The sequence below is a fragment of the Campylobacter sp. RM12637 genome (assembly GCF_020137645.1).
Taxonomy (GTDB): Bacteria; Campylobacterota; Campylobacteria; order Campylobacterales; family Campylobacteraceae; genus Campylobacter_E.
This window is the reverse complement of the sequence record NZ_JACGAV010000001.1, coordinates 61,844-77,611: the sequence shown is the minus strand read 5'-3', so window position 1 is coordinate 77,611 and position 15,768 is coordinate 61,844. Positions and strand designations below refer to the sequence as shown.

General features: G+C 28.9%; 10 protein-coding genes. 8 read left to right on the top strand and 2 right to left on the bottom strand.

The window, feature by feature from the left end; genetic code table 11:
* Nucleotides 1–21: 21 nt before the first annotated feature.
* On the bottom strand, nt 22–1,101 hold the full coding sequence (locus tag AVBRAN12637_RS00370; RefSeq protein ID WP_214119878.1) for an Mrp/NBP35 family ATP-binding protein: 1,080 nt from the start codon (nt 1,099–1,101) through the stop codon (nt 22–24).
* Nucleotides 1,102–1,152: 51 nt separating this feature from the next.
* Here AVBRAN12637_RS00370 and AVBRAN12637_RS00365 point away from each other — a divergent pair, with 51 nt between their 5' ends.
* From AVBRAN12637_RS00365 to ychF, 8 genes are read left to right on the top strand one after another with little or no spacing between them, the layout of a single operon-like run.
* Nucleotides 1,153–2,058, top strand: coding sequence for a lipoprotein N-acyltransferase Lnb domain-containing protein (locus AVBRAN12637_RS00365; protein ID WP_214149759.1), 906 nt, complete (start codon nt 1,153–1,155; stop codon nt 2,056–2,058).
* An 8-nt stretch (nt 2,059–2,066) separates the two neighbouring features.
* A complete protein-coding gene (smpB, locus tag AVBRAN12637_RS00360; RefSeq protein ID WP_214115787.1) occupies nt 2,067–2,504 on the top strand; it encodes an SsrA-binding protein SmpB in 438 nt (145 codons plus the stop codon).
* A 47-nt stretch (nt 2,505–2,551) separates the two neighbouring features.
* Entirely contained in the window at nt 2,552–2,977 is a 426-nt protein-coding gene (locus tag AVBRAN12637_RS00355) for an RpiB/LacA/LacB family sugar-phosphate isomerase (protein ID WP_336615145.1), read from the top strand.
* Nucleotides 2,978–3,310: a hypothetical protein gene (locus AVBRAN12637_RS00350; protein WP_214115786.1), complete on the top strand. Its 333-nt coding sequence runs from the start codon at nt 2,978–2,980 to the stop codon at nt 3,308–3,310.
* 8 nt (nt 3,311–3,318) lie between these two features.
* Nucleotides 3,319–3,852, top strand: a complete 534-nt coding sequence (apt, locus tag AVBRAN12637_RS00345) for an adenine phosphoribosyltransferase (protein WP_336608436.1) — start codon at nt 3,319–3,321, stop codon at nt 3,850–3,852.
* 2 nt (nt 3,853–3,854) lie between these two features.
* Nucleotides 3,855–4,505 carry a DedA family protein gene (locus AVBRAN12637_RS00340; RefSeq protein WP_250325095.1) on the top strand — a complete coding sequence of 217 codons (651 nt, stop codon included), beginning with the start codon at nt 3,855–3,857 and terminating at the stop codon, nt 4,503–4,505.
* Complete coding sequence (locus AVBRAN12637_RS00335; protein ID WP_214115784.1) at nt 4,489–5,901, top strand: leucyl aminopeptidase; 1,413 nt, start codon at nt 4,489–4,491, stop codon at nt 5,899–5,901. The genes AVBRAN12637_RS00340 and AVBRAN12637_RS00335 overlap by 17 nt, the downstream gene beginning before the upstream one ends.
* Entirely contained in the window at nt 5,898–7,001 is a 1,104-nt protein-coding gene (gene ychF, locus AVBRAN12637_RS00330) for a redox-regulated ATPase YchF (protein WP_214119875.1), read from the top strand. The genes AVBRAN12637_RS00335 and ychF overlap by 4 nt, the downstream gene beginning before the upstream one ends.
* A gap of 271 nt (nt 7,002–7,272) precedes the next feature.
* Here ychF and AVBRAN12637_RS00325 read toward each other — a convergent pair whose 3' ends face one another.
* The gene (locus AVBRAN12637_RS00325) at nt 7,273–15,351 is read right to left on the bottom strand and encodes a hypothetical protein (protein WP_336615144.1); all 8,079 of its coding nucleotides are present in this window, start codon (nt 15,349–15,351) and stop codon (nt 7,273–7,275) included.
* Nucleotides 15,352–15,768 lie beyond the last annotated feature (417 nt).

Genomic DNA, 15,768 nt, shown 5'->3' with positions numbered 1-15,768 from the left:
GTTTAAAAACCCTTCTTTTTATTAATGACAAGCTGGAGTGTTTGTCGTTGGTTGAATACTAGAATTATCAGCTTTAGTAGTGTTTAAAAACTCAATTAATTTAAATGCAGCTTCTTCATATCTTTTTGCTACTATTGAATTTGGCTCACACATAGAAATAGGCTTACCACTATCTCCACCCGTTCTAATTGATAAATCAATAGGAATACAAGCTAAAACAGAGCAATCATATTCATGAGCTAAATTAAGCGCTCCACCTTTACCAAAAATCTCATGCTCAACATCGCAATTAGGACAAATAAAACCACTCATATTCTCAATCACACCAGCTACAGGTATATTTAATTTATTAAACATATCTAAAGCTCTTTTACTATCATCAAGGCTTACTGCTTGTGGGGTGCTAACGCAAACTCCCGCACTAACAGGCACGCTTTGAGCTAGAGTAATTTGTGCATCACCTGTTCCTGGAGGCATATCAAGTAATAATACATCAAGCTCACTCCATAACACATCGCATAAAAGTTGCTCAATCGCTTTCATAACCATAGAGCCTCTCCACATTAATCCTTGTCCTTCTTCAATTAAAATTCCCATACTCATAAACTCAATTCCATAAGCTTTAACAGGACGGATTTTATTGCCTACTACTACAGGTTTTTCGTTTTCAGCACCAAGCATTCTTGGCATATTAGGACCATATATATCAGCATCTAGCACTCCTACTTTTTTACCAAGTTTTGCAAGTGATAATGCTAGATTTAGAGTAGTTGTGCTTTTGCCAACTCCACCTTTTCCACTACTAATCATCACAAAATGCTTAATTTGTGGAGCTAGATTTTTGATTTTTGGTCTTTTTACTTCTGGCTCTTCTAATTTTGGTTGAATGATTTTAAGCTCAAGTTTATAATGATTATTTCTAGCTATTGCTTCACATTCATTTCTAATAGCATTTGCTATTTCTACACTTGCAGCTGGAATTTCAATATCCATTAGGATAATATCTCCTGCTAATTCGCACCTTTTTACAAAACCAAAACTTACAATATCCTTTTGAAAATTAGGATATTTGACATTTTTGAATAGTTCAATTATTTCCATTTTTTCTCCTTTTTTTACCTTTTATGCTAACAAAAAAAGTAAAATAATAAGATGAAATTTGTATTTTTATTAATTATTAGTATTTTTTTAAGAGCAAGTGATATTAGTGTTTGTTATGTAAGTGATAGCTACAAGCGACTTGATACTATGTTTGGGCATATATTTTTAGCTTATAACAATAAAGCGGCTAGTTTTAATCTAAATAGTAATTTAAATATTAAAGATAATTTATCAGCACTTTTTGGAGTAGAAGGCATTATGCAAATTTTGCCTAAGGATAAATTAATTAAGTTTTATGAAGATGATGAAAGACAAGTAAAATGCTATCCGCTTAATTTAGATGATAGCCAAGAAGCCAATCTATCAGCTTTATTTTACGAAGATGAGATTTATGATACTTATACATTTTTGCATAAAAATTGCTCATCAGCTTTAAGTATGTATGCCAAAAACTATGGTGTTAATCTTAAATCAAGCCTAATTCCAATTCGTTTTGTATCGCTTAATACTGATTATAAAAAGAACTTTCATAAAGTAGGATTGTTTTATGAATATGATAAAAAAAATAGCCTTGATTTTGAGATAAGTATTCTTAGTCTAAATGATAAATTATCTCATAGTTTAAATATATTAAACTTTAATAAAAATTATATAAGCCCTATAAAAATTAGCGAATACGAAAAGATTAGCTATGAATTTGAATTAGGAATTAGATATAAAAAGGCTAGGGTTTTTGCTAATTTTTTCTTAGGGTATTATTATGAAGGTTTTTTTATAGGGGCTAATAATTATGGCTTAAACATAGGTTATTTAAAGGATTTTGATAATTTTGGTATAAAAATTAGTGCTGATAAAAAACATATAAATCTTAATACTTATTTTGATTATAAAAATTATCGTTTAAGTTTAATTGCTAATCAAAATTACGCTAAAATCGGTCTTATATACTCATTTTAAGGATAATAATGAAAAGCGTTGCAGAGAATAAAAAAGCAAGATTTGAATATAGCATAATTGATACTTATGAATGTGGTTTTGCCTTATTAGGTAGCGAAGTTGTAGCTGTAAGACACGGCAAAATCAATTTAAAAGATTCTTTTGTAAGGATAATCAAAGGTGAAGCTTGGCTACTTGATAGCCACATAGGTCATATGAATACGGCGAATAAATACTTCACTCACGAAGATAGAAGAGCTAGGAAATTATTGCTTCATCGTGCAGAAATTGATAAATTAATAGGTAAAATCAGCACAGATGGATTTACTTTAGTAATACTAAATTGTTATTTTAAGCGTGGGATTTTGAAAGGAACTCTAGCTTTAGCAAAAGGAAAAAATCTTCACGACAAGCGTCAAGCAATCAAAGAAAGAGATTTAAAACGAGAAGCAAGAGCGTATTATTAATTAACTCTTAAATATTAAACTAAAATTATTTTATATTAAGGAAAAATATGAGAATTTATTTTGCAAACGACCACGCAGCAACTAAGTTAAAGTTTAGTTTGATTGAATACTTTAGTAAAGAATACGAATGTATAAATCTTGGTTGTGATAGTGATGATAGTGTGGATTATCCTGATTATGCTAATAAATTAGCAAATGAGCTTAAAAACGATACAAATGCAATAGGTGTTATTATTTGCGGAAGTGGTATAGGAATTAGCATAGCGGCAAATCGTCATAAACATATTCGTGCAGCACTTTGTCATTGCGAAGATTATGCAAGATTGGCAAGAGAGCATAATGACGCTAATGTTATATCTTTAGGCGCTAGATTTGTTGATTTTGAACTTGCAAAAAAATTAATCATAACCTTTATAAACACCTCATTTCTTGGTGGAAGACACGAAAATAGAGTAAAAAAATTAGGGCAATAAATGTTATTTATTTGGATGGTTATTACTGCTTTAGTTTGTATATGTATTTATTTTTTAGTGATGACTTATTATTATAAATCGTTACTTAATAAAGAAAGAGCCTCAAAAGAGTTTTTAAAAACTAATTTTGATGATACAGAAGTGGTTATGAGAAAGCTACAAACACAACTTCAACGCTCTTTAGGAAATATAGATGTATTAAATGAAGAATTAGATAAGGTAAAAAGTGAATTAACAAGCCTTAGGACAAGAAATTCTCAATATCGCTTAGAAAATAATAAATTAAACACAAAAATCAAAGAATTAGAAGCAAAAATTGAAAGCTTATTATAAGGATTAATATGAATATAGAAAAATTATTAAATGAGAAGATAAAAAGATATCCAAACTACCCAAAAGAAGGAATTGTATTTGCAGATATTACCACGCTTTTAGCAGATAAAGAAGGTTGGCAAGTTTTAATAAATCACTTAAAAGATAAATATAAAGATGAAGAATTTGATTTTTTAGTAGGAGCTGAAAGTCGTGGCTTTATTTTTGCAGCTGCATTAGGAGCTATTTTAAATATCCCTTTTGTTCCAATTAGAAAGAAAAACAAACTCCCAGGAGAGCTATTAAGTATTGAATATGATTTAGAATACGGCAAAGATAAAATAGAGATGAAAAAGGACGCATTTTTAGGCAAAAAAGATGTAAAAGTTCTTTTTATGGATGATTTATTAGCAACGGGTGGCACTAGCATTGCTTGTATGAAATTATTAAAATTAGTAGGTGCTAAAGAGATTAAGAGTTGTTTTTTAATAGATATAAATATCGGTGGATATAAAGCTTTAAAAGAGCATTGTGATGATATTTATTGCATTTTAAAGGATTAGCAATGGATATGATAATTAATTTTATAAATTCCTTTTTTGCTGACCCTGAGGGGGTTTTAACTTCCTTATTTAGAGATAAAATCGTAATTGCTAGTATTATTATATTTTTATGGTGCACGCTAGAAGGCGAAACTGCATTAATACTAGCAGGACTTGCAGCTCACGGAGAACATATTCATATAGGACTTATCACATTTATAGCAGGTTGTGGGGGATTTTTGGGCGATCAGATATATTTTTATATAGGAAGATACTCAAAAAGCTATATTAGAAAAAAGCTAAAAACACAAAGGCGAAAATTTGCAGTAGCACAGATTTTACTTCAAAAATACGGCTGGCCTATAATATTTATTCAACGCTATATGTATGGTTTTAGAACCGTTATTCCTATGAGTATAGGGCTTACTAATTATAGTGCAAAGAAATTTGCAATAATTAATTTTATTTCAGCTCAAGTATGGGCTGCTATTACTATTTTTATAGTGTATATTTTTGGCGAGCATATATGGGAGATTATTAATTGGGCGAAAGACCATTGGTATTTGGCAGGAATTTTAGTTGTAGGATTTTTATGCTTAATTTTATATGCTTTTAAAAGTTTAGAAAATAAATTATTAAGTAAGAAAGGTAAAAAAAATGAAAGTAGTATTTAATGAAAAAAATACTGATTTTAAAGTTTGTTTGATACAAAACAAAGATTTAAGTAGATTTGATGATAAAGAATTTTTTGAAATAAATGATTATAAAGGAGTTGGAGCGATTTGCAACCTAGCTAAAAGAACGCTTTATGTTGGCTTAAACGATGAATTAACTTATGCTAGTTTTATAGCTAGTTTAGGTAGTGCTATTAAGAGCATTAAGAACTTAAATATAAAAAGCATTAGCCTTGAATTTATTAATCTTGGTTGTGAGTTTTATAGTGCTTATGCTCATATTTATGCTGTTATTTCATCTTTATATGAGTTTAACAAATATCATAAAGAGCCTAAGAATTCTAAAATAGAATTAATAAGCCTTGAAACACAACAAAACGATGATATTCAACAAGGCGTTGAGCTAGGTAAAGTATTAGCAAATGCTTGTGAAGATGTAAAAAATATAGTAAATGAAATTCCAAGCACTTATAATCAACTTAGTTTTGAAAAAGACGCTTTAAAATTAGCTAAAGAATTTGATTTAGAATGCAATGTTTATAGCGATGATTATTTACAAAAAGAAGGAATGAACGCATTTTTAGCAGTAAATCGTGCAAGTAGTTATCCTGCAAAATTAATCCACTTAGCTTATAAACCACAAAACGCTATTAAAAAAATAGTTTATGTAGGAAAAGGACTTGTATATGATACAGGTGGGCTAAGTCTTAAACCAGCTGATTATATGCTAACTATGAAAGCTGATAAGAGTGGTGCAGCTGCTGTTTTAGGTATTTTAAAAGCAGCTAGTATGTTAAAACTACCTTATGAAATACACGGAATTATAGGTGCAGCACAAAACTGCATAAGCGAAAAATCATATATGCCTGATGATGTATTAATTTCAAGAGAAGGTGTAAGTATAGAAGTAAGAAATACTGATGCTGAAGGAAGATTGGTTTTAGCAGATTGCTTGAGTTTTGCTCAAGATTTAAAGCCTGATTTATTAATAGATTTAGCTACTTTAACGGGTGCTTGTGTGGTTGGGCTTAGCGAATATACAAGTGGTATTATGGGATATAATGAAGACTTGCAAAACGAGTTTTATAATAATTCAAAAAGAAGTGGCGAATATACTTGCGTTTTACACTTTAATCCACACATTAAAGAGCTTATCAAAAGTAAAATAGCTGATGTTAGCAATACAGGTAGCTCAAGATATGGTGGAGCAATTAGTGCAGGAATGTTCTTAGGCGAGTTTATTAGAAAAGAATATAAAGACAAATGGTTGCATTTAGACATTGCTGGACCTGCCTATGTAGAAAAAGTGTGGGGCGAGAATGCTTATGGAGCAAGTGCAGCTGGAGTTAGAATGAATATTATAAACTTACTTAGAATGGCAAGGAGTGCAAAATGAGCCTTAGCGTAGGTATTGTTGGACTTCCTAATGTTGGTAAAAGTACGACTTTTAATGCTTTAACAAAGGCAGCAAACGCTCAAGCAGCAAATTATCCATTTTGCACCATTGAGCCAAATAAAGCTATTGTTGAAGTGCCTGATGAGAGATTAAAAGTCTTAGCAAATATAGTAAATCCTGAAAGAATAATGCACTCAATGATAGAATTTGTAGATATTGCAGGTCTTGTAAAGGGTGCTAGCAAAGGCGAAGGTTTAGGGAATAAATTCTTAGCAAATATTCGTGAAACTGATTTGATTTTACATATAGTAAGATGTTTTGATGATGAAAATATCACTCATGTTGAAGGTGGGGTTGACCCATTAAGAGATATAGAAATCATAAATCTTGAATTAATCTTAGCTGATATTGAACAACTTAATAAAAAGCTTGATAGACTTAGCAAAGAAGCAAGAGCAAATCTTAAAGGTGCTAAAGAATGCCTTGAATTAGCACAGGATTTATTAAAACACCTAGAAGATGGCAAATTAGCTAGTGAATATGCAAATCGTGATAGCGAAGCTTTTATAACTTTAAATAAAGAATTAAGATTACTTAGTGCTAAAGAAGTAATTTATGGCGTTAATGTAAGCGAAGATGAATTATTAGATGATAATGATTATGTAAAAAAGGTGCGTGAATATGCAGCCAAATCAAATCATAGTGTTTTAAAATTATGTGCTAAGCTTGAAGAAGATTTGGTTGGAATGGACGAAGCTGAAGCTAATGAGTTTTTAAAAGAATTAGGCGTAAATGAAAGTGGTTTAGCAGCTATTATTAGGACAAGTTTTGCTAAGCTTAATTTGATTTCTTATTTTACTTGTGGGGTTAAAGAAGTTAGGTCTTGGACTATTCATAAAGGTTATAAAGCTCCTAAGGCTGCAAGTGTAATTCATAATGATTTTGAAAAAGGCTTTATCAAGGCTGAAGTAATTAGCTATGATGATTTCGTAAATTGTGGTGGCGAAGCAAAAGCTAAAGAAGCAGGTAAATTACGCTTAGAAGGTAAAGATTACGAAGTAATTGACGGCGATATAATGCACTTTAGATTTAATGTATAAACCTTATTAGCAAGGCTTAAAAGTCTTGCTAATCTTTTACAAATCCTTTTTTATTTATAGAATTTAGACAAACTAAAAATCTTTATAAGTTAAAAATATTATTGATTGAAGACAAATCAAATAAAATTAAAAGTCTTGCTAATCTTTTAAAAATCCTTTTTTATTTATAGAATTTAGAAAAGCTAAAAATCTTTATAAGTTCAAAATATTAAAAATATTATTGATTGAAGATAAATCAAACAAGACTTAAAAAGCCTTGCTTGATTTTAGATTAGAAATTATAAGAAAATCCTAAGTTTATATTGTAGTTATTATTAAAGTGATTTGTAATGCTCTTAGCAAAATCTAAATTAATGTTAGTATTAGCACTAGGTTTATAATTAGCTCCGAATTTGATTTCAAATCCTCTATCTTGAACCCTTTCAAAATAATAAGTCATACCATCATTAGCACTATTACTTGGACTTTCGTTTAAGTCTTTAATATAAGCAAATTCAGTATTTAAACCTACTTTATCATTGATTTTAGCACCAGCTTTAATACCTGCTTTTGCAGTATATTGAGCTGCTTGTTCTGTTTGAATTCCTAATACTGCTCCATCAATATTTACTTTTGGATAGCGAGTAGCTATTAATTTAACATTAGGTTCTACATAATAATCAGAGCCAAATCTTTGTCCTACCTTAACTTTTGCTTGCCATAAATTATCATATCTTGTAGTATTTATCATCGCTAAATCGCTCTTATAATTACCCTTTAAAGTTAGTAAATTTAAGTCATAATCAACGAAAAATCCCGAATTAAAATTCGTGCTAGCATAAAGTCCAATGCCAGTTATTCCAACATCAGTGCTTAATGCTTTATTAGCTTTTAGTTTTGCTTTAGAAGCTTTTATACCATAAGCTACATCAAGATTTTTTAAAGATACTTTATTGTCTACTCCGACATTAACTCTGCTACCTTTTAAATTATTTGAATCTGTTTCAAAATAACCATAATCAGAATTTATCCAAAAACCTTTATTTTTATCATCATTTCTTAAGTAATTAAATCTTAAGTCATTATCATCAATATAATATCTAGCAACATAATATGGTGTATACATTATGTTTTTAATCGCACTTGTAACAGCTGGGTCAAGATATTCTAAAGTCAATAAATCCTTATCATCAGCACTAACCTTACCAAAACCTTTTAAAGCTTCTTTATCTATTTCTAAATTAGACCTAATGCTATCTTTATTAATTATTGGTTCTTTATCTGTTAAACCTAAACTCCATACTCCATCTTTACCTATTTCATCAAAGCTTAAAACCTTAGTATTATAAGTAGCTAAAACGGTTTTATAAGTTACTTTAAAGTAAGCTTTATCTTTTTCATTATCTTCTTTTTTACCATTTACAATAGCAATAGGAACTCTTGTATTTACTAGCTTACTTAAGTTCGTATTGTATAAAACGATTTCGTTATTTTCTCCTAAAGCTTCTTTATTTACTATGATAGGACCACTGAATTTATCTTCTAAACTAGTATCAATTCCACCACCATAAATATAAAACTTAGAATTATTAGCATTTAGAGTATTAGTTACAACTTGTGCTTGAATGTGTGAATTATCCACTATTAAATTATCAGCTCTAATTCCACCTATGCCATTGCTATTTGTATTAGTAGCTCTTATTGTTGAATTTTTGATTGTATAAGTGCTATTTTTTAAATCGCTTGTCTTATCATAAGTATTTGTAGCCAAATCATCAATGCTTGATATAGGTTTAGTTCCTGTAATTTCTATGAAGGCATTATCAGCATTTAGCGTATTTGTTTTAAATGTGTTTGCAGTGAAATTACCTGAAATATCTGAATTATTATGCACTAAAATATCTTTATTAAAGGTATTATTTAAGTTCGCATTTATATTGCATTGTTCTACATTGTTATTGTAAATTCCATTGCTAGTGTTTAATGTCCCACACTTATTATTGTCATATTTAATAGCAGCATTAATAATAGAATTATTTACATTCAATTCTGAATTATTTGTAATATCTTCGCTTACATTTTTAACATTTGTAAGACTTAAAATACCGCCATCATCATTTGTAATTTTGGTTGCTAATTCGCCTATATTATTAAAGTCTAATTTAGATTTATCCCCATTATTTTTAATACTTGTTCCAGCGATTTTATCAGTATTATTAATGCTTAAATCTCCGCCATTTTGATTTGTAATATTATTAAATGATTTAATATTATCTAATACCACTTTAATAGCTTCATTTACTAAATCTTTCATAGAAGCATTGCTTAATTTAGTATTGCCTTCGCCTTTTAGTGTTAAATCATCATTAAATGTTGAATTATTTAAATTATTTGTCCCACCATCTATTGTAGTTTTATTGTTAAATTGTGAGCCATTATCTTTTACATTCTTAGCTATAACTTTGCCATCAAATGTAGTTTGATTAGAATCTAGGCAATCTACTTCTACTTTTCCTTTAAGAGTTGTCGTGCTATCTGGTTTAAAACAAGCTTTATTTCCTTTAACGCTTATATCATTTTTTAAAGTTGAATTACTTACTTTAAATTCCCCACTAGCATTTAATTTAGCGTCTAATTTAGACTTATCATCAATATTTTTAATATCCAAATTATTCGCATTAAATGTAACATTTTCGCCTATATTAACACCATTTTTACCATCAATATTGCTTAAACCTGTGCTAGTGATTGTAACAGGAGTTGTATCATCGCTACAAATACTAGCTTTGTTATTTAAATCCAAATCCTTAGTATCAATGCTAGAGCAAACTTTAGCATTATTAGTTAATGTGGTTTTTCCATTATTTGCAGTGATTATTGCGTCTTTTCCTTTAAACTCCCCACCACTAATAGTAATATTCCCAGAATTTGAAGTAGCTTTAATATTATTTGATTTAGTGTTGTTTAAATTAATATCATTATTTGCATTTAAATTCGTATTATCTTTTATAGTTGCATTAGTTACATTGATATTTTTATCTGCTTTTAAATCAGCATTAACTTGTGTAGGCTCGCTTCCTTTGATTGTGATATTTTCTTTTGAAGTTAGTTTAGAATTAATCTTGCTTGGATTATTCTTATCATCTGAAGTTACAATAATATCTTTTATAGCATTAATTGTCGCATCAATTACGCTATTTGCTATATTTGCCATTCCTTGCAAGATAATATTAGAACTCTTATCATCTTTACCTATTTGAGAATTATTAGCATTAAGATTATTAGCATTTACATTGCTTGAGTTCAATGTAGCATTTGTAGCTGTAATATTATTAGCTTTATTAATATCTGCATTTATCGTTGTATCTTTTCCTAAAGTAATATCATTAGCATTTTTTATAGTAGAGTTAATGGTAGTTTTTTTATTAGCTGCAGGTGGTTCTGGACTAATTCCATCATGCACCCCTAGATTTTGAGCGTCATTACTTAAGATTATATTACCTGCTACATTAATATTTCCGCCAGCAACTTCAGCCCCATTTGCAATTAGTAGCGTTCCACTAGGATTTTTGCTAGTTAAATCTCCTTTTATAGTAGCATTATCAATTGTAGCATTGTTAAAATTACTATCTGCATTAATCACTGCACCTCTTCTAGCTACTAATTCATTAGTTTCTATTGCTTTATTAATTGTAGTAGTTGTGTTATTAGCACAAGAGCCACCACCTATTATATCTACTCTACCGCTACTATTAATATTTGAATTAACAATAGAACCATTTTGCACGGTAACTAAATTAGTTCCTTTAATTAAACCATTATTAGTAGTAGAGCAATCTATTAAGGCTTTATTTGTAAATAATTCTCCTAAAACATTTACAACTGATTGTTTAGTAGCTGAAAAATCACTAGAATTACCATTATTTAAAGTTACGCTAGATGAACTTATATCAGTATTTTTTGCATTTAGAGTATTTGTTTTTATATTTTTAGAATTTGTAATGCTTAATTTCTCATCAGCTTTAATTAAATCAGCTTTAATTCCTTTAGCTTCTTGTGTATTTAAGATATTAGTATTTTTAGCACTGATAGTATCTCCAGTAAATTTAACATCATCTAAAGTTAAATCATTTAAGCGTTTGCTAGTATCATTACCTATATTTGCATTAGTTAAATCTACATTTTTAAGATTTAATGTATCATCTATACTTGCTGCATTTATATTAGAATTACTAATCGTAGAATTAGCAATTTTTAAATTCCCATCAATTCTAACATCATTATTTTTATTAGCATCTTTATTTTGAATGTTTAATTTTTCTAAAAGCATATCTTGAGCTAATTGTAATAATGTTTTATTAGCTTTGATTGTAGTTTCTTTTGAATTGTCTAATTTAGAATTAATGAAATTAACTTCATTAGAAGTTAGATTTCCCGATAAATTAGCGTCTTTTATAGTAGTAGTGCTTTTGATATTTACATTACCACTAAGTGTAGCTTGATTTCTTACTTCTAAATTATCAGTATTTTCAATTGACGCTAATACTTTTGTATCTTTTCCATCTATTATGATTTTACCACCATTAGTATTTGTGCTAAGCTTTGTGCCTTCGTTGATTACGCTTTTGTTTTGTAAGGTTATTGTATTAGCATTTATGGTAGCATTTTCTGTTGTTGAATTATCAATCGTTATATCTTTAGCTTGTAAGCCACCTTGTATAGTTGAGCCATTATTTACTTTTATATCAGTAGCATTAATTTGTGAGTTTGTTTTAGTGCTACTATCATTTAAAGTGACGCTATTAGCATTTACAACACCACTTTCTCCTAAAATAGCTTTGCTTTCAAATTCTGCTGTAGTAGTTATTGTAGAATTAGCATTTAATGTAGCACCATCTTTTACAAGCAATTTATTAGCATTAATTGTCCCTTTTATATCGGTTTCTTGAGTGCCAGGTGCAGGGTATTTGCTATCTAGTATTTTATTACTTAAAATAACACTTCCACTATTTGTTATAAACTTAGCATTTTCATCTGATTTAGCTCCGTATCCTAATACAATATCACTATTTTTAGATTCTAATTCTCCGTTTATAGTCCCCCAATATGCTTGGATTTTATTATTTGCCTTAATTTTTGCAGTTTTTTCTACATTTGCATTTAATAAATCCACGCTATCATCTATATCTAAAATACCTTTTATATTTGCAGTTGCTATTCTTGCACCATTTGCTTTGATTGTTTTATCTGCATTCAAGGTAGCATAATTTGATATATCTACAAATCCACTTGCATTTATATTGGCATTGATTGTTGTATCTTTGTCGCTAATAGTAATGTCTTTAACATTTGTAATATCTGCATTAAGCTTACTTCCATAAGATATTGTTGCATTGCCACCTATATCAAGAGCTGAATTAATTTCGCTATTGTTATCTATAATTACATTGCCAGTTGATTTGAAACTATTTCCATTATAAGTTGAGTTTTGAAAATAAGCTCCGTCTGTATTGATATTTGCACCACTAACACTTGCATTAGTAGATTTAAAATAATTACTTGTAAATTCTCCACCACTAACATTAGTTTTGTCTTTACCTAATTCTCCAATATTAATAGAATTTGTGCCAGTAAATACTCCACCATTTACATTGCTACCTGATTTAACATATATATCATTTGCATTTAATTCTCCGCTACTTACATTACCACCAGAATTAATGTTTATAGTGTTATTTGCAGTGATTTTACCACCACTTACATTGCCACCAATGTCGGCTTGATTTGTAGCATTTAGCTCTGATGAGCCACTTATATTTCCATCTTTATTTAATTTAATATTAGTAGCTGTGTGAGTTCCTTTGCTTACATTTGCACCATCTTCAATGATAATATCAGCTCCTGCTATGGTATTGCCTTGTATATTAGACTTGCCTTTATAAGTAACATTATTAAACTTACTTTCTAAATTAGCGTTTTCGCTTGTGTTTGAATTATCTAGCGTAATATCTCCACCTTCAGCTGTTATTTTACCCGATTGGATATTTGAGTTATTGTTAATATTTACATTTTCATTAGCTTTAAGTGTTCCAGAAAGTATATTTGAATTGTTAGTAATATTGATATTTTTACCATTTATGTTCTTTGCATTACTATCTGTATTATCTAAAGTTACACCGCCTTGAGTTGATGTTACTTCTGTTTTTGACATTAAGGCTTTATCGGTTTTATTATCCTTAATTGTTATATCGCTACCACTTTTTAAGGTTACTAAATCTAGCTTAGAATTGGTTATATTTATTTTATTTCCACTTTGAGTAGACCAAATACCACCATCTGTAGTGTTGTTTGAAGTAATATTTGAATTAGTAATATCAATAGTTGAATTTGGCTTACCCACAACTATGTGTTTAAAATCAACATTTGAACCATCAATTTTAATATCTTTATTTGTGCTAATATTTCCGGTAGTGCTTACAGAACTATTATTTATTGTAAGATTATCAGCGTTTATTCTATCCCCATTTATATTTGCATTATCTGTGATAGTTAGTTTTTGTATAGCGTGTGTTGAAGTGCCACCAGTTGTTCCTATATTAACATCAGTATATTTACCACCTTTGATATTAATCCCACCTGTTGTGCTACCTTTTTCTTGTCCTATATCAGAATTACTCGCAGTAACATTTACAAGGTTTAGAGTTTTATTTTGACCGCCTATTATATTAACAGCGTTTTTGCTAGTTCCAACGATTGTAGTGCCTGTTATGGTTGTATTATCTTTAGTAAAAGTAGCAGCATTATTATCTTTTGTATTTATCGTGCCATTTAGTAAATTAGAATTTATATTAAAGCCAGCTGAATTGATATTAATCGTATTATTAGTGCCGGTAGTTGCATTAGTTGCGTCGCCTAATATTACACTCCCACCATTATGAGTAATAGTATTGCCACTTGTATTGCCATTAATATTTAAAGTCCCACTATCACTTGTAATAGTTGAATTACTAACTTCATTTGCAGTTAAAGTCCCACCTTTGCTATTTATGGTTGATTTATCTTTAACATTATTAACGCTTAATTTTCCATTAGCATTACTATTAATAGTTGAGCCTAGAACATCGCCTGATATAGTTAAATTACCATCTGTATTACTATTAATAATTGAGTTATTTGTAACATTTTTAGTAACTTCAATTTTAGCACCATTGCTATTGATAGTTGAGCTATCTATATTGTTTGTTACCTTTAAAGTCCCGCTAGTTCCATCAATTGTAGAACCTACTATATTATTTGTAACATTAATAGTCCCACCATTATTTTTAATAGTTGAATTGTCAATATTATTTGTAACACTTAAATTCCCACCACTTTCACTATTTATAATTGAATTAGCAGTAATATTATCAGCAGTTATATTTGCACCTTTACTATTAATTGTAGATTTATTTGTGATATTTCCCGCAGTTAAAGTTCCACTATCGCCTTCAATTGTTGAATTGTCAATATTGCTATTTACTTTAATAGTCGCACCTTTACTATTGATAGTAGATTTATTTGTGATATTTCCCGCAGTTAAAGTCCCACCATTTCCATTGATCGTTGAGCCATTAATTTCATTTGTAACATTAATAGTTCCACCAGTTTCGCTATTGATGATGGAATTATTATTGATATTTTTAGAAGTTAGAGTTCCACCTTTGCTATTAATAGTTGTAGATGAAATAGTTTCAGCGTTTAGATTACCGGCTTTATTTTCTAGCTTAGAATTAGAAGAGCCATTACCTTCTAAGGTATTTAATGTCATTGTACCTGATTTATTTTGTAAAAATGTGTTTTCTAGTTTTGTATTACCTTTTACAGTAAATTTAGAATTTTTATCATTTACTAAGTAGGTTTTATTGCCTATCAAATCACCTTCTACTAACAATGAAGCATTAGCATTTTCTATATAAATTCCATCTTTGCTTTTAAGCTCATCATCTGTCATATTTGCTGAGTCATTTAAATCTCCATTAACAGTTAAATCATTCTTAATTGTCATAGAGCTTTTTTTATCCATCCATAAGGTGCTTCTTTGCTCTCTACCACTAGCATATTGACCACCTTGGCTATTAATTATGAAATTTAAAAAAGTCCCATTAAAACTATCTAAAGGGTGAAAATCTCCACCACCACTCATAGTAAAACTAGTATTTTCAGCACTTGCTCCGTTAGTAAATTTGATACTTGAAACATCTGTTTGACCTAAATTTGTATATGTATCATTAGTATTGACAATAGTTAAAACTTTACTACCATCAACAGTCGCTGCTTGAACTGAACTAATTATCGTAAATGCTAGTAATGACATTCTTATGGTCTTATTCATATGAAATCCTTAAAAAGTTGCTTGATTTTTATTAATGCTAAAAAATTGATATAAATCAAGGTATTATATTTATAAATTGAAAAAACAAAGCTTAAAAAATGATAATTTTGCAACAATTTTTGCTAAATTTTTCGCAATAAAATACTTAAATATTACAAGTTTTCTAATAGTAATTTAGTTGTATTTATAATGCTTTATATATTGTTGTAGTAGATAAAATATTAATTTATAAAAATTTAATATTTATTATTAAATATTTAAAATCTTAAATATAAATTAATTTTTATTAGTAAATATAAAAATATATATTTTATAATTTTTCTTAAGAATTTCATTTTCAAATTCTAATTATTCAAAGAAGACTAAAAATACCTTATAACTTTATGATAATACTTACTATATAAAATGTTCTTTTAT